20 protein-coding genes are annotated in these 24427 nt (G+C 44.8%); 15 read left to right on the top strand and 5 right to left on the bottom strand.

Translation table 11 applies throughout. The features are described 5' to 3' along the window. Positions 1–60 precede the first annotated feature (60 nt). The 13 genes from ndk (at position 61) to BF9343_RS17960 (ending at position 15376) form a co-directional block, all read left to right on the top strand. On the top strand, positions 61–525 hold the full coding sequence (ndk, locus tag BF9343_RS18020) for a nucleoside-diphosphate kinase (protein WP_008770040.1): 465 nt from the start codon (positions 61–63) through the stop codon (positions 523–525). A gap of 22 nt (positions 526–547) precedes the next feature. After that, positions 548–1429, top strand: a complete 882-nt coding sequence (locus BF9343_RS18015) for a M23 family metallopeptidase (protein ID WP_008770039.1) — start codon at positions 548–550, stop codon at positions 1427–1429. A gap of 104 nt (positions 1430–1533) precedes the next feature. Continuing rightward, the gene (locus tag BF9343_RS18010; RefSeq protein ID WP_005791117.1) at positions 1534–2076 is read left to right on the top strand and encodes a DUF1599 domain-containing protein; all 543 of its coding nucleotides are present in this window, start codon (positions 1534–1536) and stop codon (positions 2074–2076) included. Continuing rightward, positions 2066–3397: a BT_3928 family protein gene (locus BF9343_RS24020; RefSeq protein ID WP_041161418.1), complete on the top strand. Its 1332-nt coding sequence runs from the start codon at positions 2066–2068 to the stop codon at positions 3395–3397. The genes BF9343_RS18010 and BF9343_RS24020 overlap by 11 nt, the downstream gene beginning before the upstream one ends. Positions 3398–3445: 48 nt before the next feature. Further along, complete coding sequence (gene tpiA, locus BF9343_RS24015) at positions 3446–4201, top strand: triose-phosphate isomerase (RefSeq protein ID WP_005791115.1); 756 nt, start codon at positions 3446–3448, stop codon at positions 4199–4201. Positions 4202–4277: 76 nt separating this feature from the next. Beyond that, complete coding sequence (locus BF9343_RS17995; protein ID WP_005791114.1) at positions 4278–4727, top strand: SPOR domain-containing protein; 450 nt, start codon at positions 4278–4280, stop codon at positions 4725–4727. A 2-nt stretch (positions 4728–4729) separates the two neighbouring features. Beyond that, complete coding sequence (folE, locus tag BF9343_RS17990; protein WP_005791113.1) at positions 4730–5314, top strand: GTP cyclohydrolase I FolE; 585 nt, start codon at positions 4730–4732, stop codon at positions 5312–5314. 127 nt (positions 5315–5441) lie between these two features. Then, positions 5442–6020, top strand: a complete 579-nt coding sequence (locus BF9343_RS17985; protein ID WP_005791112.1) for an RNA polymerase sigma-70 factor — start codon at positions 5442–5444, stop codon at positions 6018–6020. A 75-nt stretch (positions 6021–6095) separates the two neighbouring features. Then, on the top strand, positions 6096–7028 hold the full coding sequence (locus BF9343_RS17980) for a FecR family protein (protein WP_005798453.1): 933 nt from the start codon (positions 6096–6098) through the stop codon (positions 7026–7028). Positions 7029–7193: 165 nt separating this feature from the next. Continuing rightward, a complete protein-coding gene (locus BF9343_RS17975; protein ID WP_041926261.1) occupies positions 7194–10571 on the top strand; it encodes a SusC/RagA family TonB-linked outer membrane protein in 3378 nt (1125 codons plus the stop codon). A gap of 13 nt (positions 10572–10584) precedes the next feature. After that, on the top strand, positions 10585–12192 hold the full coding sequence (locus BF9343_RS17970) for a RagB/SusD family nutrient uptake outer membrane protein (RefSeq protein WP_010993545.1): 1608 nt from the start codon (positions 10585–10587) through the stop codon (positions 12190–12192). Positions 12193–12275: 83 nt separating this feature from the next. Continuing rightward, the gene (locus tag BF9343_RS17965; protein WP_005802117.1) at positions 12276–13757 is read left to right on the top strand and encodes a sulfatase; all 1482 of its coding nucleotides are present in this window, start codon (positions 12276–12278) and stop codon (positions 13755–13757) included. A 26-nt stretch (positions 13758–13783) separates the two neighbouring features. Next, the gene (locus BF9343_RS17960) at positions 13784–15376 is read left to right on the top strand and encodes a sulfatase (RefSeq protein ID WP_010993544.1); all 1593 of its coding nucleotides are present in this window, start codon (positions 13784–13786) and stop codon (positions 15374–15376) included. A 34-nt stretch (positions 15377–15410) separates the two neighbouring features. Here BF9343_RS17960 and dnaG read toward each other — a convergent pair whose 3' ends face one another. From dnaG to BF9343_RS17930, 5 genes are all read right to left on the bottom strand, one after another. Beyond that, the gene (gene dnaG / locus BF9343_RS17955) at positions 15411–17414 is read right to left on the bottom strand and encodes a DNA primase (RefSeq protein ID WP_005802118.1); all 2004 of its coding nucleotides are present in this window, start codon (positions 17412–17414) and stop codon (positions 15411–15413) included. A gap of 746 nt (positions 17415–18160) precedes the next feature. Then, on the bottom strand, positions 18161–18934 hold the full coding sequence (locus tag BF9343_RS17945) for a prephenate dehydrogenase (protein ID WP_005791104.1): 774 nt from the start codon (positions 18932–18934) through the stop codon (positions 18161–18163). A gap of 15 nt (positions 18935–18949) precedes the next feature. After that, complete coding sequence (locus tag BF9343_RS17940) at positions 18950–20011, bottom strand: bifunctional 3-deoxy-7-phosphoheptulonate synthase/chorismate mutase type II (RefSeq protein ID WP_005791103.1); 1062 nt, start codon at positions 20009–20011, stop codon at positions 18950–18952. 22 nt (positions 20012–20033) lie between these two features. Further along, entirely contained in the window at positions 20034–21218 is a 1185-nt protein-coding gene (locus tag BF9343_RS17935; RefSeq protein WP_005791102.1) for a pyridoxal phosphate-dependent aminotransferase, read from the bottom strand. Then, positions 21193–22038, bottom strand: a complete 846-nt coding sequence (locus BF9343_RS17930) for a prephenate dehydratase (RefSeq protein ID WP_010993542.1) — start codon at positions 22036–22038, stop codon at positions 21193–21195. The genes BF9343_RS17935 and BF9343_RS17930 overlap by 26 nt, the downstream gene beginning before the upstream one ends. 467 nt (positions 22039–22505) lie before the next feature. On the opposite strand from BF9343_RS17930, the gene BF9343_RS17925 reads away from it, so the two are divergent. Continuing rightward, the gene (locus BF9343_RS17925) at positions 22506–23228 is read left to right on the top strand and encodes a FadR/GntR family transcriptional regulator (protein ID WP_005791100.1); all 723 of its coding nucleotides are present in this window, start codon (positions 22506–22508) and stop codon (positions 23226–23228) included. A gap of 205 nt (positions 23229–23433) precedes the next feature. Beyond that, positions 23434–24342 carry a dihydrodipicolinate synthase family protein gene (locus tag BF9343_RS17920; RefSeq protein WP_010993541.1) on the top strand — a complete coding sequence of 303 codons (909 nt, stop codon included), beginning with the start codon at positions 23434–23436 and terminating at the stop codon, positions 24340–24342. Positions 24343–24427 lie beyond the last annotated feature (85 nt).

Below are 24427 nucleotides of genomic sequence, written 5' to 3'. Positions count from 1 at the left end.
TGCTATCTTTGGGGGAATTTTTAAATAAATGAGCACTTTAACCTTTTGAAACTGTACGTTATGATGGAAAAAACATTAGTCATTCTGAAACCTTGTACCCTTCAGCGGGGGCTGGTTGGCGAGATCACTCGTCGTTTTGAGCGTAAAGGATTGCGTTTGGCAGGAATGAAGATGGTGCAGTTGACTGATGAAGTGTTAAGTGAGCATTATTCACACCTTAGTTCGAAACCATTCTTTCAGCGAGTGAAAGATTCCATGATGACGGCTCCCGTTATCGTTTGTTGTTTTGAAGGTGTGGATGCTATTCAAGCCGTTCGTGCATTGGCGGGACCAACCAACGGACGTCTGGCAGCGCCGGGGACCATTCGCGGAGATTACAGTATGAGTTTTCAAGAAAACATTGTTCATACCTCTGATTCGCCTGAAACCGCAGCTGTCGAATTAAATAGATTCTTTAAACCGGAAGAAATATTCGATTACAAGCAGGCTACTTTTGATTACCTGTATGCGAATGACGAATATTGATTGAATTGAATTAACAAGACGAATGAATTTCAATTGCATTAAAACAGTAATGATTGCCGCTGCGGCTATGGTCAGCCTGAATTCTTTTTCTCAGGATTTGATTGCCCGTCAGGCACCGATTGACAGAAAATTAAAAAGTGTAGATTCATTAGCATTGCAGAAACAGATCCGTGCAGAACAATCTGAATATCCTGCGTTGAGTCTATATCCTAATTGGAACAACCAGTACGTACATGCTTACGGAAAGGATGCTATTATTCCCGATTCTTATACGATCGATCTGACCGGCTTCCATATGCCTACTCCGAGTACCCGTATTACATCTCCTTTCGGTCCCCGTTGGAGAAGAATGCACAACGGACTTGATATCAAAGTGAATATTGGCGATACCATTGTTGCAGCTTTTGACGGAAAGGTACGTATTGTGAAATACGAGCGTAGAGGATATGGTAAATATGTCGTTATTCGTCATGACAATGGTCTGGAAACTGTATATGGCCACTTATCTAAACAGTTGGTAGAGGAAAATCAGTTAGTGAAAGCCGGGGAGCCGATCGCTTTGGGTGGAAACACCGGTCGTTCGACAGGATCTCACCTCCATTTTGAAACACGTTTCCTGGGTATTGCCATCAATCCGGCATTGATGTTTGACTTCCCGAAACAGGATATTGTTGCAGATACATATACGTTCAGAAAAACAAGAGGTTACGAACGTAACAGAGCCGGTTCTCACGATACTAATATAGCATCGGACGGTGAAATCAGATATTACAAGGTGAAGAAAGGCGACAGTTTGTCCCGAATTGCTAAATTGCGTGGCGTTTCCGTCAGCACACTTTGTAAGTTGAATCGTATTACTACAAAGACCACACTTCGTCCGGGTCAAGTATTGCGCTGTTCATAATAGTTATACTACATAGTCGGAAGAGGGCACTTTAATATAATTTAGAGTGCCCTCTTTTCTTTTTACTTTAATTATTGTTACCTTTGCACACTATTTGTAAGGAAATGAAAGATACCAAGCAACAATTTGAACATGTCATTGCTTTATGCCGTGACCTATTCTCTAAAAAACTGCATGATTACGGTCCTGCATGGCGTATTTTGCGTCCTGCTTCCGTGACCGACCAAATATTTATCAAGGCCAATCGTATTCGCAGCATTGAAGTAAAGGGGGTGACTCTTGTCGATGAGGGAATCCGTTCCGAGTTTATCGCTATTGTCAACTATGGTATTGTCGGGTTGATACAGTTGGAACTGGGATATGCAGAGTCTGCTGATATTACAGTGGAAGAGGCATTGGCTCTTTATGACAAGCATGCGAAGGAAGCATTGGAATTGATGCTTGCCAAGAATCACGATTACGATGAAGCATGGCGGAGTATGCGCATCAGCTCATATACCGATTTGATATTGATGAAGATTTACCGTACCAAGCAGATTGAGAGTCTTGCCGGTCAGACATTGGTCTCGGAAGGCATTGATGCCAATTATATGGATATGATTAACTATTCTGTTTTCGGATTGATTAAGATAGAATTTGAAGGATAGAGAACTACATATTATTCAGAAAGTATGGACTAACCTGTGCCGCTTTGCGCTGGCAGGGGTGTTTATCTTTTCAGGATTTGCGAAGGCGGTCGATCCATTGGGTTCGGAGTATAAAATACAAGACTACCTTGATGCTTTCGGTATGGGGACATGGTTCCCGGCTTTTTTTCCATTGCTGGCAGGTATTGTTTTATCAGCCATTGAATTTTCGGTAGGTATCTTTTTGTTTTTTGGCATCCGGAAAACGACTGCTACATGGTTGGCTTTGTTGCTGATGATTTTTATGACACCGCTGACCCTGTATCTGGCTTTAGCTAATCCGGTGTCTGACTGCGGCTGTTTTGGTGATGCATGGGTCTTGACCAACTGGCAAACGTTCTGGAAGAACATTATTTTGTTGATAGCTGCAATTTCCGTTTTTAGGTGGAAGCATCAGATGATTCGCTTTATCAGTGCCAAAATGGAATGGCTCGTATCTCTATATACTTTTCTATATGTGTTTGCGCTTTCGTTTTATTGTTTGGGAAACTTGCCGATATTAGATTTCCGTCCTTATAAAATAGGAAAAAACATTCCGGAAAGTATGGGTGTTCCGGAAGGAGCAAAGCCTACGGTGTACGAGAGTGTGTTTGTACTGGAAAAAAATGGCGAGAAGAAAGAATTTTCTTTGGAGAATTATCCGGATAGTACCTGGAAATTCATTGAAGCACGGACCATTGTAAAAGAAAAGGGCTATGAACCTTCTATCCACGATTTCTCGATGACCAATCTTGAAACGGGTGAAGATATTACAGAGGAGGTATTGTCTGATAAAAACTATACGTTCTTATTGGTGGCTCATCGCATAGAAGAGGCCGATGACAGTAATATCGACCTGATCAATGAGATTTACGACTATGCGGTGGAACACGGATATGGCTTTTACTGCCTGACTTCTTCGTTGGATGATCAGATAGAACAATGGAAAGATAAAACAGGTGCGGAATACCCTTTCTGCCTGATGGATGATATTACGTTGAAAACAATGATACGTTCCAACCCCGGACTGATGTTGATTAAAGAAGGTACTATCCTTAATAAATGGAGTGATAGTGAGCTGCCCGACGAATATGCTTTGACTGACAAACTGGAGAATCTGGAATTGGGAAAACAGAAAGAAGAAAGTGATGTGCATACGATTGGGTATGTGCTCCTTTGGTTTGCTATTCCTTTATTGATGGTTCTCGGTGTCGATATATTGGTGGTGAAGCGTTTGGAAAAGAGGCGGAAAAGAGCTGCTGAAAAAGCTGTCGAAAATTCAAAATCCTCTTCTGAGGCGTAGATGAATAATAGAATTGAAAATTTATTAACCCTTTTAATAAAAAACAAAATGAGAAAGAACATTGTTGCAGGAAACTGGAAAATGAACAAAACCCTTCAGGAGGGTATTGCTCTTGCAAAAGAACTGAATGAAGCTTTGGCTAACGAAAAGCCTAACTGTGATGTCATTATCTGTACTCCGTTTATTCACCTTGCTTCTGTTACTCCTTTGGTAGATGCAGCTAAGATCGGTGTAGGTGCTGAGAACTGTGCTGACAAAGAATCCGGAGCTTATACAGGTGAAGTATCGGCTGCTATGGTAGCTTCTACCGGTGCTAAATACGTTATTCTGGGTCACTCGGAACGTCGTGCTTACTATGGTGAAACGGTTGAGATCCTGAAGGACAAAGTGAAACTGGCTTTGGCAAATGGTCTGACTCCGATTTTCTGTATCGGTGAGGTTCTGGAAGAACGCGAGGCTAACAAACAGAACGAGGTTGTTGCTGCTCAGTTGGCATCTGTATTCGATCTTTCGGCGGAAGATTTCTCTAAGATCGTTCTGGCTTACGAACCGGTTTGGGCTATCGGTACCGGTAAAACAGCTTCTCCTGCTCAGGCTCAGGAAATCCATGCGTTCATCCGTTCGGCTGTTGCTGAGAAATACGGAAAAGAAATCGCTGACAACACTTCAATCCTTTATGGTGGTAGCTGCAAACCTTCTAATGCTAAAGAACTGTTTGCTAATCCTGATGTTGACGGTGGTCTGATCGGTGGTGCTGCCCTGAAAGTTGCTGACTTCAAAGGTATCATTGACGCATTCAATTAATTAAAATTGGGGGTTAAAAGCCGGAGAATAGTAATTTGCCGGTTTTTAATACCCCAATTCTCAATCTTATAAATTTATGAAGAAACTGGGTTTACTTTTGTTCTTGTTTGTTTGTGCTGCGGTTGTCCGGGCTCAAAGCAATATCGTGAAAAGTCTGGAACGTAATGTACCGGGGCAAGGGAAAGTAACTATTCATCAGGATTCCCGCATCGAAGCTTTGCTGGGAACTGCCCGCACCGGCACAGGAGAGCAGACTGTTATAAAGTCGTCCGGTTATCGGGTGCAGGCTTATGCCGGTAATAATACCCGCCAGGCCAAGAATGAAGCCCATCAGGTAGGTACCCGTGTCAAGGAGTACTTTCCCGAACTTTCGGTTTATACTTCTTTCAATCCTCCCCGGTGGTTGTGTAGAGTCGGTGATTTTCGCAGCATCGAAGAAGCTGATGCCATGATGCGTAAGCTGAAAGCAACCGGTGTGTTTAAAGAAGTCTCTATTGTTAAAGATCAAATTAATATTCCTCTGTAATCATGTTAGAAAAAGAAGAAATCATTTCTCCGGCTTTGGAAGATTTAAAGAATCACTATCGCAGTATAATTACTTTGTTGGGCGAAGATGCTGAACGGGAAGGATTATTAAAAACTCCCGAACGTGTAGCTAAAGCCATGTTGACCTTGACCAAAGGCTACCACATGGACCCGCATGAAGTTCTTCGTTCTGCCAAGTTTCAGGAAGAGTACAGTCAGATGGTGATTGTGAAGGATATAGATTTCTTCTCACTTTGCGAACACCACATGTTGCCTTTCTATGGCAAAGCTCATGTAGCTTATATACCTAACGGATATATCACCGGATTAAGTAAAATAGCCCGTGTGGTCGATATTTTCTCTCATCGGCTGCAAGTGCAGGAACGGATGACGCTGCAAATTAAAGAGTGTATTCAGGAAACGTTGAATCCGCTGGGCGTAATGGTCGTGGTGGAAGCCAAGCATATGTGTATGCAGATGCGCGGAGTGGAAAAACAGAATTCCGTAACTACTACTTCCGACTTTACAGGAGCTTTTAATCAGGCTAAGACCCGTGAAGAGTTTATGAACCTGATCCGCCAGAGATGATAAACTCGGAGTTTTGATATTATACAGAATAATAACTATTTATTTCAATTACTTATATTTTAGTTTGGTTATATAGTTATAGTTATCTATTTTTGCCGCAGTAAGTAATACTTCGTAGCAAAATTCTATGTCAGCTACTATCAATGATTTAGCTTCATTTAATAAGTTCTTTACCGAGAATCAACATCGGTTTATCCGATTTGCATGGACTTACACCCGTGACGAAGTTGTGGCGGAAGATATTGTTATGGAGTCTCTGATGGCTTATTGGGAGAATCGGGATCATATGACTCCGGAAATCAATCCGGCTGCCTATGTACTTACTGTCGTAAAAAATAAATGTCTCAATTATCTGCGCCATTTACAGTTGGTTAATGACGTTTCTGACCGTGTCGCCTCACATTCTGAGTGGGAGTTGTCCAATCGTATTGCCACACTGGATGCCTGTGAACCCAATGCATTGTTTGCCAGTGAAGTGCAGGATATTATCGATCGTGTTATTTCCCGTTTATCTGCTACTACCGCCCGAATTTTTCTTTTAAGCCGTTACGACAACAAGTCCCATAAAGAAATTGCTGAAATTATGGGAATGACCGTGAAGGGAGTCGAGTTTCATATCTCTAAGGCTACCAAAGAGTTGCGTGTTGCTTTAAAAGATTATCTTGTCCTTTTTCCTTTCTTATGTGACTTTCTGTCCCGAAATTAAAAATAAAAAAAACTTTTTTACTAGGGGGATTAATTGTTGGCGTGTTATTATAATGAATGCAATTAAGACCGACTTATGAAAATAGAAAAAGAAATATTATATCGATATTTTAATGGAGACGCTACTCCGGAAGAAGAGCATAAAATCCGGCAATATCTTGAAGCTTCGGATGAAAACTGGAAAGAGTATTTGCGTGAGCGAAAGTTTTTCGATACCATTATATTGAAAGAACAGGTTGTGTCTGAGGAGAAACAGATGAAGCGCAGGCAGCTGATTCGGAAGATAAGTCTTGAATGCCTGAAGGTGGCCGCCGTTTTGTTGATTGCTTTTGGAACGGCATTTTTCTGGAACAATCAGTCCGAGAAGCCCGCAACTAAAAGTGTGGTAAATACTTTGAAGGGACAAATGGCCAATATAACCTTGCCCGACGGAAGCCGGGTGTGGCTTAACTCGAATACGAGAATTGAGTATTCGCAGCATTTTGATGATAAAAGGGAAGTGCAGATTGACGGAGAGGCTTATTTCGAAGTCGTACGGAATACCGGAAGACCTTTTATTGTTTATACTCCGGATGACGAACAGGTAGAGGTACTGGGTACTAAATTTTATGTAGAAGCATACTCAGGTACAAAGAAGTTTGAGACTGCACTGATAGAAGGCAGTGTTCGTGTCAGGGCAGCTAACTCCCAGTTCATATTGCAACCCTCTTATAAGGCAGTGCTGAAAGGAGGCAAGATGAGTGTAGAGAAGATCACTGATTTTGATATTTATCGTTGGCGTGAGGGACTGATCTGCTTTAAAAACAGACATTTTTCTGAAATACTGGAAGAGCTCAAAAAGTATTATGGAGTCCATATCCGGTTTGACGCAGCTAAAATAAATAACCCGGTGCTGACTGTTAAGTTCCGCTTGTCTGACGGCATTGAATATGCGTTGCGGGTTTTGCAGAAAGATGTGAAATTTAAATATGTGCGGAATGATGAAGAAAACACATTCGTTATAAAATAATTTGTTTAACCCTTAAAAACATACATGCAGCCTATGGAAAACACTTATTAAATCTAACCTGAAATAAAAAAGCCGGCAGGTACTGCAATACCTGCCAGCTAAAAGGAGAAACATTCTTCTTTTCCCTAAAAAGAAAAATATTAATCGAATTTATAAAGCAAAGATATGAAAAATACTCGTTGCACGGATTTTTGTGTACCTAAAAATTCGTCTATCAAACAATTATTAAAAACTATGAGAGTCACTATATTCTTACTTTTCTTTTGTGTGTTCAGCACAATCGCAGGTACTGTCAATTCTCAAAATGCCAAGGTATCGATACATAAAACTAATGTCCCTTTGGAAGAAATACTTAATGAGATCGAACATCAGACAGATTATTTATTTATGTATTCGAATAACATTGATGTGAAAGAACGTACTTCTATCCGCGTTTCGGAGAAACCGGTCTCGGAAGTTTTAAAGAAGTTGCTTGGAAACAAGATTGCTTATGAGATGGAAGGCATGCACATCATTCTATCAGATAAGAGAGAGAATCAAACTGCAATTGCCCAGCAGGCGAATAAGATCCAGGTGAAAGGTAATGTTACAGATATGGCCGGTGAACCTGTCATTGGCGCCAGTATATTGGAGAAGGGAACTACCAATGGTATCGTAACCGATTTCAACGGTGATTTCTCCCTGAATGTAAATCCCGGTGCCGTGCTGGTGGTTTCGTATATCGGTTACTCTGCACAAGAAGTAAAAGTCATCCCCGGGAAGGTGTTGAAAATAAAGATAAAAGAAGATGCGGAGTTGTTGGATGAAGTTGTTGTAGTGGGTTATGGAACTCAGAAGAAAGTGAATCTGACAGGTGCTGTGGAGACTGTCGATGCGGATGTCATCGAGAACCGTCCGATACGCAGCGCGACCGATGCCCTGCAAGGCACCGTATCCGGATTGACGGTAACTTCGGGTACAGGCAAGCCCGGAGAGTTTGCCTCTTTTAAGATACGAGGCAACACTTCTGTGAACAGTGCCGGCGCATTGGTGATCATTGATGGAATGCCGGGAGATATCAATACGGTAAACCCACAGGATATTGAAACAATCTCGGTTTTGAAGGATGCCGCTTCTGCCGCTATCTATGGTGCAAGGGCTGCGGAAGGAGTCGTGCTTGTCACTACTAAGAAAGGAACTTCGGAGAAAGTGAAAGTAGAGTATACCGGAAACTTCTCTTTCAATACTCCTACACGTCTGCCCGAAAGCAATACAGGACTGGATCATGCATTATTATCCAATGTCGCGTTTACCAATGCCGGACTGGCCGTTCCTTTTTCTCAAAAGGCAATCGATGCCATTAAAGATCCGAATACGATTGCCATCCCCAACGGTAAGGAGTGGACATACACTTCGGATATGGACTGGATTGACCTGATGATGGACCATAGTTTCCAGCAAACTCATAATTTAACCATTTCGAAAGCTTCTGATCGTTTGAAATACCTTTTCTCTATCGGTTGGCTCGATCAGAACGGAATGTTCTCTGAGTATGGGCCGGACAATTATGACCGGATTAATCTCCGTTCCAATATCAGTGTCGAGTTGATCAAGGACAAACTGTCACTGGACAGTCGCATCAGCTATTCACGTGGAGTGAATCTTTATCATGCTGCCGAGGGTTCCTGGTCGATTCCTTATATCACCTTTATACAAGCGGGTCCCAATATGCCTGTTTATGATCCCAACGGAAATTATTCGCGGCATCGTATGCAATTGAATCCGATACAGGCTCTGAAGGAAGGTGGCGAAGGGCGTACTCGCAATCAACGTATCGAGGGAGTATTTACTTTAGAGTATAAACCGGTGAAAGGTCTTTCTCTCCGGGCCGTAGGAGGCGCCAATATTTTGGATGGACAGAAGAAAGAATGGCGCAGAGCTTACGGAAAATATGGAGTGGATGGTTTGATTTCAACAGCTTTTGGCCAGAAAAGCCCGAACTCGGTTACGCAGAACAACTCCCATCGACAATATCTGACCGGACAGTTGATTGCCGAATACAAAGGGGTATTTGGAAAACATGATATCAATGTCCTCGGCGGATGGTCGGCCGAAGAAAACCTGTATGAAGATCTTCAGGGAAAGCGTACCAATATTGTCGGCAATGAACTGCCTGCACTGAATCTGGGAGATACCGACGGATGGTCGAACGCCGCTGATGAAAATGAATGGGCGTTGCTCTCCGGATTTATGCGTGCAAGCTATGCTTTTGCTGCCAAATATCTGGTAGAAGTGAATTTCCGTGCGGATGCTTCTTCCCGTTTCTCAAAGAAAAACAGGTGGGGAGTGTTCCCTTCGGCATCTGTCGGATGGAGAATCACAGAAGAGAAGTTTATGCAAAATCAGCACATCTTTGATAATCTGAAATTGCGTGCTTCGTGGGGACAATTGGGTAACCAGAATGGATTGGGGCTATACGACCACATTGCCAGCTATAACATCAATGGATATTATCCTTTTAAGTCGGAATTGGGACAATGGGCGGTTATCTCGAAATTGCCTTCAGAGTCCAGAACCTGGGAAACTGTAGAGGTGAAAAATATTGCTGTCGACATGGCATTCCTCAGAAACCGTTTGACTGTAACGGGTGAATATTTTATTAAGAAGAACAAAGATATGTTGGTCAGCATCGAGATACCCAGTATAATAGGTATCGATGTGCCCACAGGAAACTACGGAGAACTTAAAGTAAAAGGCTGGGAAGTTACGGTCGGATGGCAGGATAAGATTAAGGATTTCTCTTACGGAGCCCGTTTTAATTTGTCGGATCAGAAAGATAAGCTGGTGGATTATGGTGTAGAATACAATGGTTTTGTGGCCGGTGTCAATCAGAAAGTGCAGGGGTATTCCCTGGGGTCTATCTTTGGATACCGTACGGACGGGTATTTTACTTCTGAAGAAGAGGTGAAGAATTCGGCTGCCTTCAATAAGGCCATTACAGGTGTGGGAGATATTAAATACATCGATAAAGACGGCGACGGAAAGATTTCGGCTCCCAATGATCTGGAATATCTGGGAACTACGACTCCCCGTTATACATTCGGGTTGAATCTGACTGCCGCATGGAAAGGATTCGATCTGGGAGTGTTATTGCAGGGGGTAGGCAAAAGAAATTTTTATCTGTCGAGCGAAGTGATGAACCCGTACTACGCTACCTGGAATAACTTCTCGTATAAAATGCATAATGACTATTGGACTCCGGAGAATCCCAATGCCGCATTCCCCCGCTATTACGCCGGTGCCAATCATAATTACCAGATATCGGATCATTGGCTGCAGAATGCCGCTTATGTTCGTTTGAAGAATCTGCAATTGGGCTATACGATAAGTCCGAAGCTTACTAAGTCATGGGGGATTCAGCGTTTGAGAGTCTACTTTAGCGGTGATAATCTTTGTGAGTATAGTAAACTGAACGATAATTTCGATCCGGAACTGTCTGATATTAACGGATATGTATATCCTATTATGAGAAACTTTTCTTTTGGAATCAATGTGACACTTTAATTCTTGGAGTAAGATGAAAAATATATATCTTTTTTTGTTAAGCGTAGTAATTCTTTGCAGCTGTAACGATTTCTTGGATCGTGAACCTAAAACAAATTTGTCTCCCGGCAGCTTCTGGAAGTCGGAAGAAGATTTAAGATTGGCAGCGAACGTGTTTTACCAGAATATGAACCGTTCTTATACGCTGGATAATCAGAGTGCCGACGGTTTTGCCAATGTAGGAAACCTGGTAAGTTCCGGAACACACGCTCCAGGCAATACTGATGGGATATGGACCACAGCCTATAAACAGGTACGACATGCTAATAATTTTCTGGAGAATTATGAGAAAGCTGAGGTGAGTGAGGCCACAAAGAACCGTTATGCAGGTGAAGCCCGTTTTTTCAGGGCATATTTCTATTTCAATCTGGTGAAGCGGTTTGGAGATGTTCCATACGTATTGCGTACACTCGATATGGACTCGGAAGAGCTGATGGGACCGCGTGTACCCAAAGAGCAAGTGATTGCAGGCATCATAGAAGACCTGGAGTTTGCCGAAACACATATTCCACTGAAAAGTAAGTTGCCTACAGATGTAGGACGTTTGACTAAAGGAGCCGCTCAAGCCATGCTTGCCCGTGTGGCGCTTTATATCGGTACCTGGAATAAGTTTCATGGTAGCGGAGAGTATAAGAGCTATCTTCAAATAGCTAAAGAAGCCAGCAAGCGACTGATTGACTCTAAAGAATATTCGCTGTACGCCGATTACCGTAATCTGTTTTTGCTTCCGGGCGAAGATTCGAATGAACATATTCTGTCATTTCGTTATTCTGCCGAAGCCGATACGTACAATCCCCGTATCCGTGCTACAATAGCCGACTTGTCTCATAGTCCGACGAAGGTATTGGCTGATGCTTTTCTTTGCAAAGACGGACTTCCTCTTGAGAAGTCGGCCTACCGGGTGGAATATCTTCCTGCGGGAAAAGAGTTCGAGAATCGTGATCCTCGCATGGCATTGACTATCTGGAAACCCGGCGATCCTTTTTTAGGCAAACCGTTTGTGCCTAATCTCACGAGCCAGACACGTACCGGATATATGTTTAAGAAGTATGGCGACGAGGAGTCTTACTCTAACATGAAGTCGCGGATTGATGAGATTCTGATTCGTTATGCAGAAGTATTGCTGACCTTTGCCGAAGCCAGTTTCGAACTGGACGACCGGATTTCCGATGAAGACTTGAACCTCTCTGTCAATGCACTCCGTAATCGTTTCGAGGGAGATCCTAACCGGCTGCCGGATCTGACCAATGCTTTTGTAGCAGAACACGGGTTAAGCATGCGTGATGAGATTCGCCGTGAGCGCAGAGTGGAGCTTGCCGCCGAATCGTTCCGTTATGACGATATCATTCGTTGGAAAACGGCAGAAACGGAGTTGCCTGCCGCTATCTTGGGTGCCAAGTTCGATCCGGAACTCTATCCGTCCACAGTTCCCGGTAAAGATGTCATTCTGGATAAGAACGGTTTCATATTGGTACAGAATGCCGAAAGCCGTACGTTTGATAGTTCGAAAGATTATCTTTTCCCTTTGCCGCTGCGCGAAGTTTCGCTGAATCCGAATTTGAAGCAGAATCCTAATTGGTAATTAGTTTCTGGTAAAGTGATTGTTTGGAGAGGAGCGTTCGTCAAGCGCTCCTCTTTTGAATGGTCTTATAAAAAAATGGAAACATGAAAAGACTGATTTTACCAATTGCATGTGGCATTTGCACTGTTACCTCTGATGCACAGACCGACAAACAACCGCATCCCAATGTGATCTTCATTTATGCAGACGATTTGGGATATAAGGATTTGAGTTGTACCGGAAGCCGTTTCTATGAAACTCCTCATATCGACAAGCTGGCAAGAGAAGGAGTTTGTTTTACTCAATCCTATGCCGCATGTCCGGTTTCGTCGCCGTCCCGGGCTGCTCTGTTGACCGGTAAATACCCTGCCCGGATCAACCTGACCGACTATATTCCCGGAGACCGGGCGTACGGTCCTCATAAGAATCAGCGGTTGGCTTCTTTGCCGTTCAATCTCCATCTGTCGAAAGACGAAATAACGATGGCCGAGGCCTTCAGGCAGAACGGATATTCTACCTTTATGGCAGGCAAGTGGCATCTGGCCGAGTCTGCCGAATACTATCCTGAGCAGAATGGGTTTGATATTAATATCGGAGGAAATAATACGGGGCATCCCTCCAAAGGATATTTTTCGCCTTATGGTAATCCACAACTGAAAGACGGTCCCGAAGGAGAGTATCTGACGGATCGCCTGACTGATGAAGTGATCCGTTATATCTCGGAGCCTAAGGAAAAGCCGTTCTTTGTCTATCTGTCCTATTATACGGTTCATCTGCCCTTACAGGCAAAAGCGGAAAAGATAGCCAAATACCGGAGAAAGTTGAGCCGGGCGGTTCCTGCGGATTCATCTTTTGTGAAAAAAGGAGAGACGTATCATAAACTTGTGCAGGACATTCCGGCTTATGCCGCGATGGTCGAGAGCCTGGACGAAAACATAGGACGCCTGTTAGATACCCTGCATCGGTCGGGACTCGATGAACGCACCATTGTTGTGTTTACGTCCGATAATGGGGGAATGGCCACCAGCAATACTACTCGTAATATCCCGACCTCCAATCTGCCTTTGCGTGCCGGAAAAGGATATTTGTACGAAGGAGGCATCAAAGTGCCTGCCATCATCCGGTGGAGTGGACACCTGAAAGGAAGACAGGTTTCGGATACTCCGATCATCGGTACGGATTATTATCCGACTTTGCTCGATCTTTGCGGATTGCCTCTACTGCCCGGACAACACGTGGACGGAGTTTCCATGAAACCCGTCTTACAGGGCGGACGGCTGTCCAGACCTTCCTTATTCTGGCATTATCCTCATTATAGCGGTGGACTGGGTGGTCGGCCTTCTGCGGCTATACGTGAGGGGGATTATAAGCTTATTGAGTTTTTTGAAGACCATCACGTCGAGTTGTACAATGTGATTCAGGACGAATCCGAAGAGAAAGACCTGTCACAAATATACCCTGAGATAGCAGATGGACTAAGGAAGAAACTATATTTGTGGTATAAGGAGGTCGGTGCCCGAATGCCTGTTGATAATCCCCACTATGTTTCTCCTGTGAAGGATTCCGACTCTTTTGAAAATAAATAATCGTTTGTACTTAAAATATAACAGATATGAAATTCGTTACCTTATCATTGTTAGCCACTGCGTTGACTGTTGGCGGAAATGCCGCCGAGCAGGCACGTTCCTCCAAGCAGCCCAATATCTTATTTATTCTGGCTGATGACTTTGGCTGGAGAGATCTGGCATGTACGGGCAGCCGTTATTATGAATCGCCCAATATCGATGGAATCGCCCGTAATGGCGTGAGGTTTACCCAAGGATATGCAGCCTGTCAGGTGTCCAGTCCTTCCCGTGCCAGCATTATGACAGGCAAGTTTACCGCCCGCCACGGAATAACCAATTGGATCGGTGAAGGAAGTGGAGAAGAGTGGCGCAAGATGGGAAGACATTCCAAGCTTCTTCCGGCCCAATACGTATGGCAATTGCCCAAAGAAGATATTACTCTGCCCGAAGCATTGAAAGCCCACGGTTATAAAACGTTTATGGCCGGCAAATGGCATTTGGGAGGTGAGGGTTCTTATCCCGAAGATCATGGTTTCGATATCAATATAGGCGGGCATGAAGCGGGAGGTCCTTATCCCGGCGGCTATTTTGCTCCCTATGGCAATCCGAAAATGAAAGAAGGACCGGATGGTGAGAATTTATCCATGCGTCTGGCACACGAGACAGCGTCGTTTATCGAAACCCATACCCGCCGGAATAAAAAGCAGCCTTTCTTTGCTTTTCTCTCTTTCTATGCTGTGCATGCGCCGATTGAGACCACTGAAGCCAAGTGGAGGCATTTCCGGAATAAAGCAGATTCGATGGGGATCGCTCCGATGGGGTTCGAAGTAGATCGTACATTGCCTGTACGTTTGCAGCAGGATAATCCCATATATGCCGGACTGATACAGCAGATGGACGATGCCGTGGGAGTGGTGCTTGCCAAACTGCATGAGTTGGGTTTGGATGAAAATACGATTATTGTGTTCACCAGTGATAATGGCGGAGTGTCTTCGGGCGATGCATACGCTACCTCTAACTACCCTCTTCGCGGCGGAAAAGGGCGGCAGTGGGAAGGTGGAATACGCGTACCGTTATTTATCGATTTTCCGGGTAATACTTTAAAGGGAGATTCGTGCGTGGTGCCTGTCACCGGTGCCGATTTGTATCCTACTTTTCTCGATATGGCAGGCATCCCATTAATGCCCGGCCAACATCAGGACGGTGTAAGCCTGCTTCCTCTGTTACAGGGCAAGAGCATCCCCGAGCGTGCTTTATACTGGCATTATCCTCATTATGGCAATCAGGGTGGCGAACCTTCTTCCATCATACGGCAAGGCGACTGGAAGCTGATTCATTATTACGAAGACGGCAGGGATGAACTTTATAATCTGCGGATAGACGAAACCGAGTCGGAACCACTGAATGTGCAATATCCCGAAAAGGTGGAGTTCTTGAGTAAGAAGCTGTCTGTATGGCTGACTGAGGTAGGGGCCAGATATCCTGAACTCGATCCTCAATACAATCCGGTAGCGGAGGCTCTCTATAAGAAAAAGACTCGCGAAAGAATGATGAAAACCTTGGAAGCTACCCGCAAGAAGCAGTTAGGCAAAGATTTCAAGCCTAATGCAGACTGGTGGGGGAGCGAAACGAAAGATTAAGGACGGGAAATTATGAAAGAGCGGAATCGGATGGTCAGCGCAGCACCACCCGGTCGCCCAGTCGTTTGGCCATCAGATTCTGTATCTCCTTCATCTCCTTGTACCGTTGCATGACAGCGTCGCACTGGGCGTTGTCATTCGCAATCGAAGGATCTTGCAGGGCATACATGATGTGCTTCAGCTCTTCTGCGACAATGGCGTTCTTGAAGTTAATCATCAGCATCGGGACCATCTCGTACAGCCGTTCTTCATCCGTCACCAACTTCTGTGTTTTGGAGTGATACTTGCTCAGTTGATACCGGTCACTCGCCAGTTCGGTGGCTATCGTACTGATTTTCGGATCGGGGTGCGCCACGAAGAAGCGTTCGGAAGCGAACTCCTGATCGTGGATATGTTCGGAGGCCTCCGAGAGGATACGGCGGTGGAGGGGATTATGGAAAGCCAGTTCGTCCTCCTTCAGGTCATTGATGACATACTCGACAACGGTGACCGGGACTTCGTTGCCTTCTTCATCCGTTAAGTTACACATCACCTTCTCTCCATAGCGCACAATCATCTGAATAATCAGGCGCTCGTATTTATAAAACTCTTGTCCCTCTTTACCTTCCTGTGGGATGAACGATTGGTAGGTGTCTGCCTCCATTTCTTCGGGAGGGAAAGGAGGAGGCATTTCGCCCGGTTGCGGCGTCGGGGCATTATTGGAGGCTATGGGTTTATTCCCCTTCTCGGCCTGAAGTTCCCTGCGCTTGGCCACTTCGGATACCAGTAACTTATCTTCTATCCGCAGCAACTGCCCGCACTCCTTGATGTACACATCCCGGACGATGGCTTCGGGAATCACCGCAATGCTGCGTACGATGTCGTTGATCAGCTCGGCACGTTTCATCGGGTCCTTGCCGGCATCCTCCATCAGCAGTTGTGCCTTGAAGCGTATAAAGTCCGTCTCGTGTTCCTGTATGAAGTTCTGAAACTCCGTAGCGTTGTGCTTCCGTGCAAAAGAGTCCGGGTCGTCTCCGTCGGGTAAGAGGCATACTTTGATATTCATTCCCTCTTCGAGCAGCATGTCGATCCCCCGGATAGAAGCTTTGATGCCCGCCATATCACCGTCATAAAGCACCGTGATGTTGTTGGTGAAACGGTGGATCAACCGGATCTGCCCCGGTGTAAGAGAAGTACCGGACGAGGCCACCACATTCTCTACTCCCGACTGGTGCATCGATATAACGTCCGTATATCCTTCCACAAGGAAGCAGCGGTCCTGCTTTACGATGGCCTGCTTGGCAAAGTAGATGCCGTATAGTTCGTTGCTTTTATGATAGATTTCCGATTCGGGAGAGTTGACGTACTTGGCAAGTTTCTTGTTCTCCGTGCTGAGCACACGTCCGCCGAAGGCAACCACTTTGCCCGAAAGCGTGTGAACGGGAAACATGACACGTCCCCAAAAGCGGTCGCGCAACTTATGGTCGTCCGTTTCATAACAGAGTCCGGTCTTTACCAGGAACTCTTGTTTGAACCCTTTGCGCAATGCCTCCTGTGCCAGTGCATCGCGCCCCTCGGTGCTGAAACCCAACTGGAACTTATCAATAATATCGTCACGGAAACCCCGTTGGCGGAAATAAGCCAGTCCGATGCTGCGTCCGTCTATATGGTTTTTCAGGATATTCTGAAAGTAGTCGCGGGCGAAGTTGTTGACAATGAACATACTTTCGCGGTTGCTTTGCACCTCTTTCTCTTCATTGGTCAGCTCCCGTTCCTTGATTTCTATGTTATACTTCTTGGCCAGGTAGCGGAGTGCCTCGGGATAGGACATCTGTTCGTGTTCCATGATGAAGTGCACCGCGTTGCCGCCCTTGCCGCAACTGAAACACTTGCAAAGTCCCTTGGAGGGAGACACGCTGAACGAGGGAGTTTTCTCGTTATGGAAAGGGCAAAGTCCCACGTAGTTCACACCGCGTTTGCGCAGCGTGACGAAGTCCGAAACCACTTCTACGATTTGTGCGGCATCGAGTATACGGTCTATGGTTGCCTGATCTATCATTGTTTTATCTCCTTGCGGATGCAAATGTACGTGATATTTCTTGGATAATCAAATGACTTTTCAGTGGATTCGACAGGACCTGCCGATATATCTGCCGCTTACTTAATGATCTCTGTACGCGCTGTTTCGCATTAAAAAGTTACTAAATAGGGGGTTAGTCTGACGAGTGCCCGATCTTTTTCTTGCCAACCGGAGGAAGAAAGTGCAAAATGGCGGCCTTTTGGGGTCGGAGAGCCGGGCTTTGGGGTAGAAAGAGCTTGTGTTCAGGGTAAAAAGAGCTTGTGTTTTTGGGAAAAGACGTAAGCATTCTCCCCGAAAGACGTAAGCATTTCCCGAAAATGATTACTTCTTTTTCAAATATCTCTATATGTTTTCCATGATTACATATATTGTTCTGTTTAAGGACGGATTTTTCTCCGTATTTCTTTCCGGTTGCTTGGCTGATACGGAGCTTTCTTTTCTGCCAGAAAGATACTCCCGTTGCTTCCGGGTGGATGATATGATACAGAAAGAACCCTTTACTGCTCAATATGCTTCTTATATCGATAAATGCGATCAATCGGATCGGAGGAAAAATGAATTAGAGCCGTTTTTTCCTTCTTGCCTTTCCCTTGGGGCTAAAGAATGAAAACTGGGCGCTTCTTATTATCATTTTGACATTTTGCTTATCCCGCGAATTAGAAAAGAAAGGAGAGGGGATGTCTGTGATGAATGATGACATCCCCTCATACTTATGATAAAGATTATCATTTAATTTTCTCTCGTATCTTCGTCAGGTACTTTTTCATTCCCTCCGCATCTTTGTTGGTGATGATCTCAAGCAGTTGTTTCAGCTCTGTGCGGATGTTCTCCACTTGTGACGGTGTGCGCGGATTGAACAGGATTTCCTGCAATAAGTAGTCATCTTCGCTCAGCAGCCCTTTGGCAATGGCCATGTGCTTTTTGAATGTGGTTCCCGGAGCTTCCTGGTGCTTCATGACAGCTGCAAAAACAAATGTCGAAACAAACGGGATGGACAGGGAGTAAGCCACTGTTTCATCATGCTCGTCGAAAGTATATTCGAAGATGTTCAGGTTCAGGCTATTGTATAAGTCTTTAAAGAATACTTTCCCCAAATGATCACTCTCACTGATGATGATGGCGCTTTCGCTGCTCAGATTGCTCAGGCTGGCAAAAGTAGGGCCAAACATCGGGTGAGTGGAGACATAACGGAATCCGCTTTCTTCGTAGAACTTCTTCAATCCGGTTTTTACCGAAGCAATATCACTCAGGATACAGTCTTTGGGCAAAACCGGCAGAATTTTGCGGAAAGCGTCCAGCGTGTATTTCACTGTGGCAGCATTGATCACCAGTTCCGGTTCGAACTCCTTGATCTCCTCCAGAGTGGTGAAGCGGTAGGTGTTGTATACAAACCGAAGCTGATGCGGGTTGACGTCGAACACGGCCGTCTCGTGCTGGAAACTTAGTATGTCAGTAAAGAAGGAGCCCATCTTGCCGGCTCCCAAAATTAGAATTCGCATAATATGAATGATTTGCTATTTATTGATAATCTCCATCTGTTGACGAACCGATTCTTCGTGGATGGCTTCGAAGATCACTTTCACAAACTCTGCACTCATGCCGCACTGTTCGCCCTGAGCACCTCGTTTTTCAAGAATCTCGTTATAACGTCCGGTCTGAAGCACTGTGATATCGTGTTCCTTTTTGTAAGTACCGATTTCGCGTGCTACGCGCATACGTTTTGCCAATTCCTGTATGATGTTGTCATCACATTCGTCAATCTGCTTGCGCAATACGTTCAGATTCTCCGTTGTCTGCGTTTCTTTACGGATGACAAGCAGGTTGAGGATATAGTCCAGTACGTCCGGAGTCACTTGCTGTGAAGCGTCGCTCCATGCACAGTCCGGGTTGCAATGGCTTTCTACAATCAATCCGTCAAAGTTCAGGTCCATAGCCTGCTGGCAGAGAGGAGCTACCAGTTCGCGCTTTCCGCCGATGTGGCTCGGATCGCAGAAGATAGGTAGTTCGGGTATGCGGCGGCGCAATTCGATAGGAATGTGCCATTGAGGCAAGTTGCGGTATAACTTCTTGTCGTAGCTGCTGAATCCGCGGTGGATGGCTCCCAGACGTTTCAGTCCGGCGTTGTTGATGCGTTCCAAAGCACCGATCCATAATTCCAGGTCCGGGTTTACCGGGTTTTTAACCAGTACAGGAATGTCTACTCCCTTCAGTGCATCGGCTATTTCCTGTACGGCAAAAGGATTGGCAGTGGTACGTGCTCCTACCCAGAGTACGTCGATACCCGCTTTCAGGCATTCGTACACATGTTTGGCGGTGGCTACCTCGGTAGATACGTACATGCCGGTTTCTTTTTTCACCTCTTTCAGCCAGGCCAGTCCGTCCACACCGATTCCTTCGAAACCTCCCGGTTTGGTGCGCGGTTTCCAGATTCCCGCACGGAAGATTTTTACTCCTTTGGCTGCCAGTTGGGTAGCTGTTGACATTACTTGCTCTTCTGTTTCGGCGCTGCAAGGGCCGGCTATTACCATCGGGCGTTTATCTTCCACACCCGGCAATAAGATTGATTCGAGTTCCATATCGATCTAATTCGTTTAGTTGTTATTTCATTATTGATTTGATTCGTTCCAGCGCTTCTGCCAGCTTGGCGTCTTTGCAGCAGAGAGAGATGCGGATGTATCTTGCTCCGTTGCTTCCGAATATAAATCCAGGAGTGATGAAGACGCGGGCCTCCTGCAGCACTTTCTCTGTCAGTTCTTCCACGTCGGCGCAACTTGCGGGGATTTTTCCCCAGAGAAACATGCCCACCTGCTTTTCGTCGTACGTGCATCCCAGCGTTTTCATAATCTCGCCGGCCAGGTGACGACGGTTCCGATAGTTTACATTGTTGCCTTCGTACCAGGTCGAATCCGCTTCAAGTGCTTTGGCAGCTGCCAGTTGCATGGCACGGAACATTCCGCTGTCGATGTTGCTTTTCACTTTCAGAATCCATTGTACAAACTCTGCGTTCGAAGCCAGCATGCCGATACGCCATCCCGGCATATTGTGACTTTTACTCATGGAGTTGAATTCTATACAGCATTCTTTGGCACCCGGCACACTCAGGATACTGATCGGCTTATCGTTCAGGATAAAGCTGTACGGATTGTCGTTCACAATCACGATGTTCTTGCGGCGGGCAAACTCCACCAGGCGTTTGTACAGTTCCGGAGTAGCGTTGGCACCGGTAGGCATGTTCGGATAGTTGGTCCACATCAGTTTCACGCGGCTCAGATCCATCTTTTCCAGTTCATCGAAGTCCGGCATCCATCCGTCTTCCTCTTTCAGGTTATAGTTCACCACCTCGGCACCCAGTATTTTGCTTAACGAAGTGTAGGTGGGATATCCCGGATTGGGCACCAGTACCTGTTCTCCCGGATTGACAAAAGCGAGTGTCACGTGCAAGATGCCTTCTTTTGATCCGATCAGCGGCTGAATTTCTGTTGCCGGATTCAGTTCCACTCCATACCAGCGTTTATACCAGTCGGCAAAACCCTTGCGAAGTTCCGGTATACCCACATACGGTTGATAACCGTGTCCGTTCGGATCGTGAGCATTATTACATAGCGTTTCGATGGTCTGTTCCGAAGGAGGCATGTCCGGGCTTCCGATTCCCAGGCTGATTACATCTTTACCTTCTGCGTTCATCCGTGCCACTTCTTTCAGTTTCTTCGAAAAGTAGTATTCGCTTACACCGGCCAGTCTGTCGGCCGGCGCTACCTTATACGTTTGATTTTCCTTCTGCATATTCGCCTAATATTTTAAGTTCTTTCGTCAATGGAGTGATTGCTGTAATCGATTGTTTATATCTCAGGTAATCGTTGAAAGCTACATCTACGTAAAACTGGTATTCCCATTCCCGTCCGATGATAGGGAGCGATTGTATTTTTGTTAAGTTGATATTATAAAAAGATAGAATAGACAGAACCTGTGAGAGACTTCCTTCGGAGTGGGGGAGAGTGAAAACGATGTTTGCTTTGTTGAGAACGGTGTTTTGCTTTCGTATCTCGTCCACCTGCCACGGATCTGCCACTACCAGAAAACGGGTGAAATTGTGTTTGTTGGTTTCGATGCCTTCCTGCAGTACCTTCATTCCGTAGCGTTCGGCAGCGGCACGGGAACAGATGGCGGCGTGCCCTTTCAGGTTTTCCCGTTTGATGATTTCGGCACTCAAAGCCGTATCTTCGGCTTCTACCACTTTGATACGTGGGTGTTGGTTCAGGAACTCCCGGCATTGCATCAGGGCAATCGGGTGAGAGTTCACCTCGGTAATGTCATTCCAGTCCTCTTCGGGCAGGCAAACGAAGCTATGCGAAATGCGTAATTTGTATTCGCCGATAATTTGTGTGCCGCTTTGGCGCAACAATTCGTTGTTGTGCAGCAGGCTTCCTGCAATCGTGTTTTCAATGGCCAGCATCCCGATGGTCTGACTATCTTTCCGGATGGCAGCAAACACATCTTCAAAGTTGGCGCAACAGATTAATTCTATCTCTTCTCCTTCGAAGTACTTGTGTGCGGCTATATCGTGATACGAGCCCAGTGTTCCTTGAATTGCTATTCTTTTCATTCCTATTGAGTATATGGTATAAAAAAATCCCGCGTCCATGTCGGAGCGGGATTCATATTATTAGTTTCTCTTAATTTCAGTTCTTAAGCACCCTGTCACTTGATACATACAAACTCCCGCTCTACTTTCTGGCTAAAGTAAAAGTAAAAAAAGAAGTAATATGTAAAAGTGAATACGTTCATCAGATCTATTTTCTTTTTGTTTTAAATCTGAGGCAAAATTAATGCTTTTATCTTAAACGCAAATAAAAAACAAACTTTTTTTTGTGATTTATGTGTTTATATTCCCAATTTGTGCTTTTATGACTATAAATGGCCTTTATAATATAGTATATAGGCTTGTCTTTGTTAATGTTTGCTAAATGGGACGTTTCAGTTCTTAAGATGCTAGTTTTTCTCCTAAAAACTTCTTTTATTTGTCAGACAAATAAGATTAATCTTATTTTAACTAAACTGAATTGTTATACTATGGATACATTAAAACTACATGGTCAGGCGATAACTTTGGTCGATCAGGTCGAAGATAACCTACTTACTTATTTTAGAACCAAAGATCTGCGGGCAGGAGATGCCATTCCCAATGAGATGGAACTGGCCGCTGCTTTGGGTGTGGCACGTAGTGTGCTGAGGGAGGCCCTCAGCCGATTGAAAATGGTAGGGATGATCGAGACACGTACCAGGCGGGGAATGATTCTGACCGAACCTTCTATCCTTGGAGGCATGAAGCGGGTTGTCGATCCTCGCATTCTGAGTGAGCATTCCCTGTTTGATCTTTTAGGTTTCAGGATTGCTTTGGAATTGGGAATTTGCAGTGATCTTTTCCAGAATATAACTCCGGAAGATATTGTTGAACTGAAGGAGATTGTCCGGTTGGGAATCGCTTTTGAGAACAATGAATATGCCCCTATCAGTGAATTTACTTTTCATGCTAAACTTTATGAGATAACCGGTAATGCCACTATCCGTGAATTTCAGGAGATCATCCATCCCGTGATGGTTTTTGTGAAAGACAAATTCAAAGAGTTGCTCGAACCTATTAATATAGAGATAAAAGAGCGGGGAGAATTGGTAACTCACGCTGACCTTCTCGGCTTTTTGGAAAAACATGATGAGGCCGGTTATAGAAAGGCGCTTGAGAAACATTTTGCCGTATACAAGATTTTTATGAAACGTAGAATCGTTAACGAATAATCGGGGGGATTGCAAGAAGTCAAACAGAATTTTAGCATTCCCTTGGGGAATATCTGGAGGATGGCCGTTCTTTTATTGCAGGTAACCGGGTAAATAACCATTTATTGTAGCTGCGCAGCCATTTTATACCTTTGTTATCGACACTGAGAAATGGGTTTCCAATCAGAGATTCCTTATTCTTATTAATATCTAATTAAATAATAAAATGAAACATTATCAACGTTTGGAAGGAATGGTTGCCGCCACTTTTACTCCTATGGATGCGCGGGGAGATATCAATCTTTCTGTTATAGACAAATACGCCGACCTGATGGCTGAATCAGGAATGGCAGGTGTATTTGTTTGTGGAACCACAGGAGAATCTCATTCACTGACTACGGGTGAGCGTAAAGCTATTCTTGCTCAGTGGATAAAGTCTGCCCGGAAACGCTTCAAGGTGATTGCGCATGTGGGTAGTAACTGCCAATTGGAAGCTATGGAGCTGGCTCGGCATGCACAAGAGGTGGAAGCTGATGCTTTTGCCGCTATGGCTCCCTGTTTTTTTAAACCCTCTTCGGTAAAGGATCTGGTGGACTTTTTTACTCCAATTGCTCAAAGTGCTCCCGATCTTCCTTTCTATTATTATAATATGCCGTCTATGACGGGAGTATCTCTTTCGGTTCCCTCTTTTCTTATAGAGGGAAAGAAAACGATGCCTAATCTGGTTGGAACAAAATTCACACACAATAACCTGATGGAGATGGGTGAATGTTTGGAACTCAATAATGGAGAATTCGAAGTGCTGCATGGATACGATGAAATTCTGATTGCCGGATTGGCTTTAGGAGCCGTTGCCGGTGTTGGTAGTACCTACAATTATTTACCTGCTGTATATCAGAATCTTTTTGATGCGTTCAAGGAAGGTGATATCTGTACTGCTCGCCGGATGCAGCAGAAGTCGATTGAAATAGTAAAAATAATAATTAAATACGGAGGAGGTGTACGTGGAGGAAAAGCAATAATGAATTTAATAGGTGTTGATTGCGGCCGGTGTCGTCTGCCCGTCACACCGTTTGGCGATGATGAATATTCTTCGCTCAAAAGAGATCTTGAAAAAATAGGTTTCTTGAATTAAAAAATAAAAGTAGGGAAGGGGAAATAGACTTTGGACGGAATATACCCCCTTCGCCCTACGCCTTAAATTTTATATTAAAAGCATA

Source organism: Bacteroides fragilis NCTC 9343, assembly GCF_000025985.1.
Lineage (GTDB): Bacteria > Bacteroidota > Bacteroidia > Bacteroidales > Bacteroidaceae > Bacteroides > Bacteroides fragilis.
Note: the sequence above shows the minus strand (reverse complement) of the source record. Positions and strands in the feature narration are given on the sequence as shown.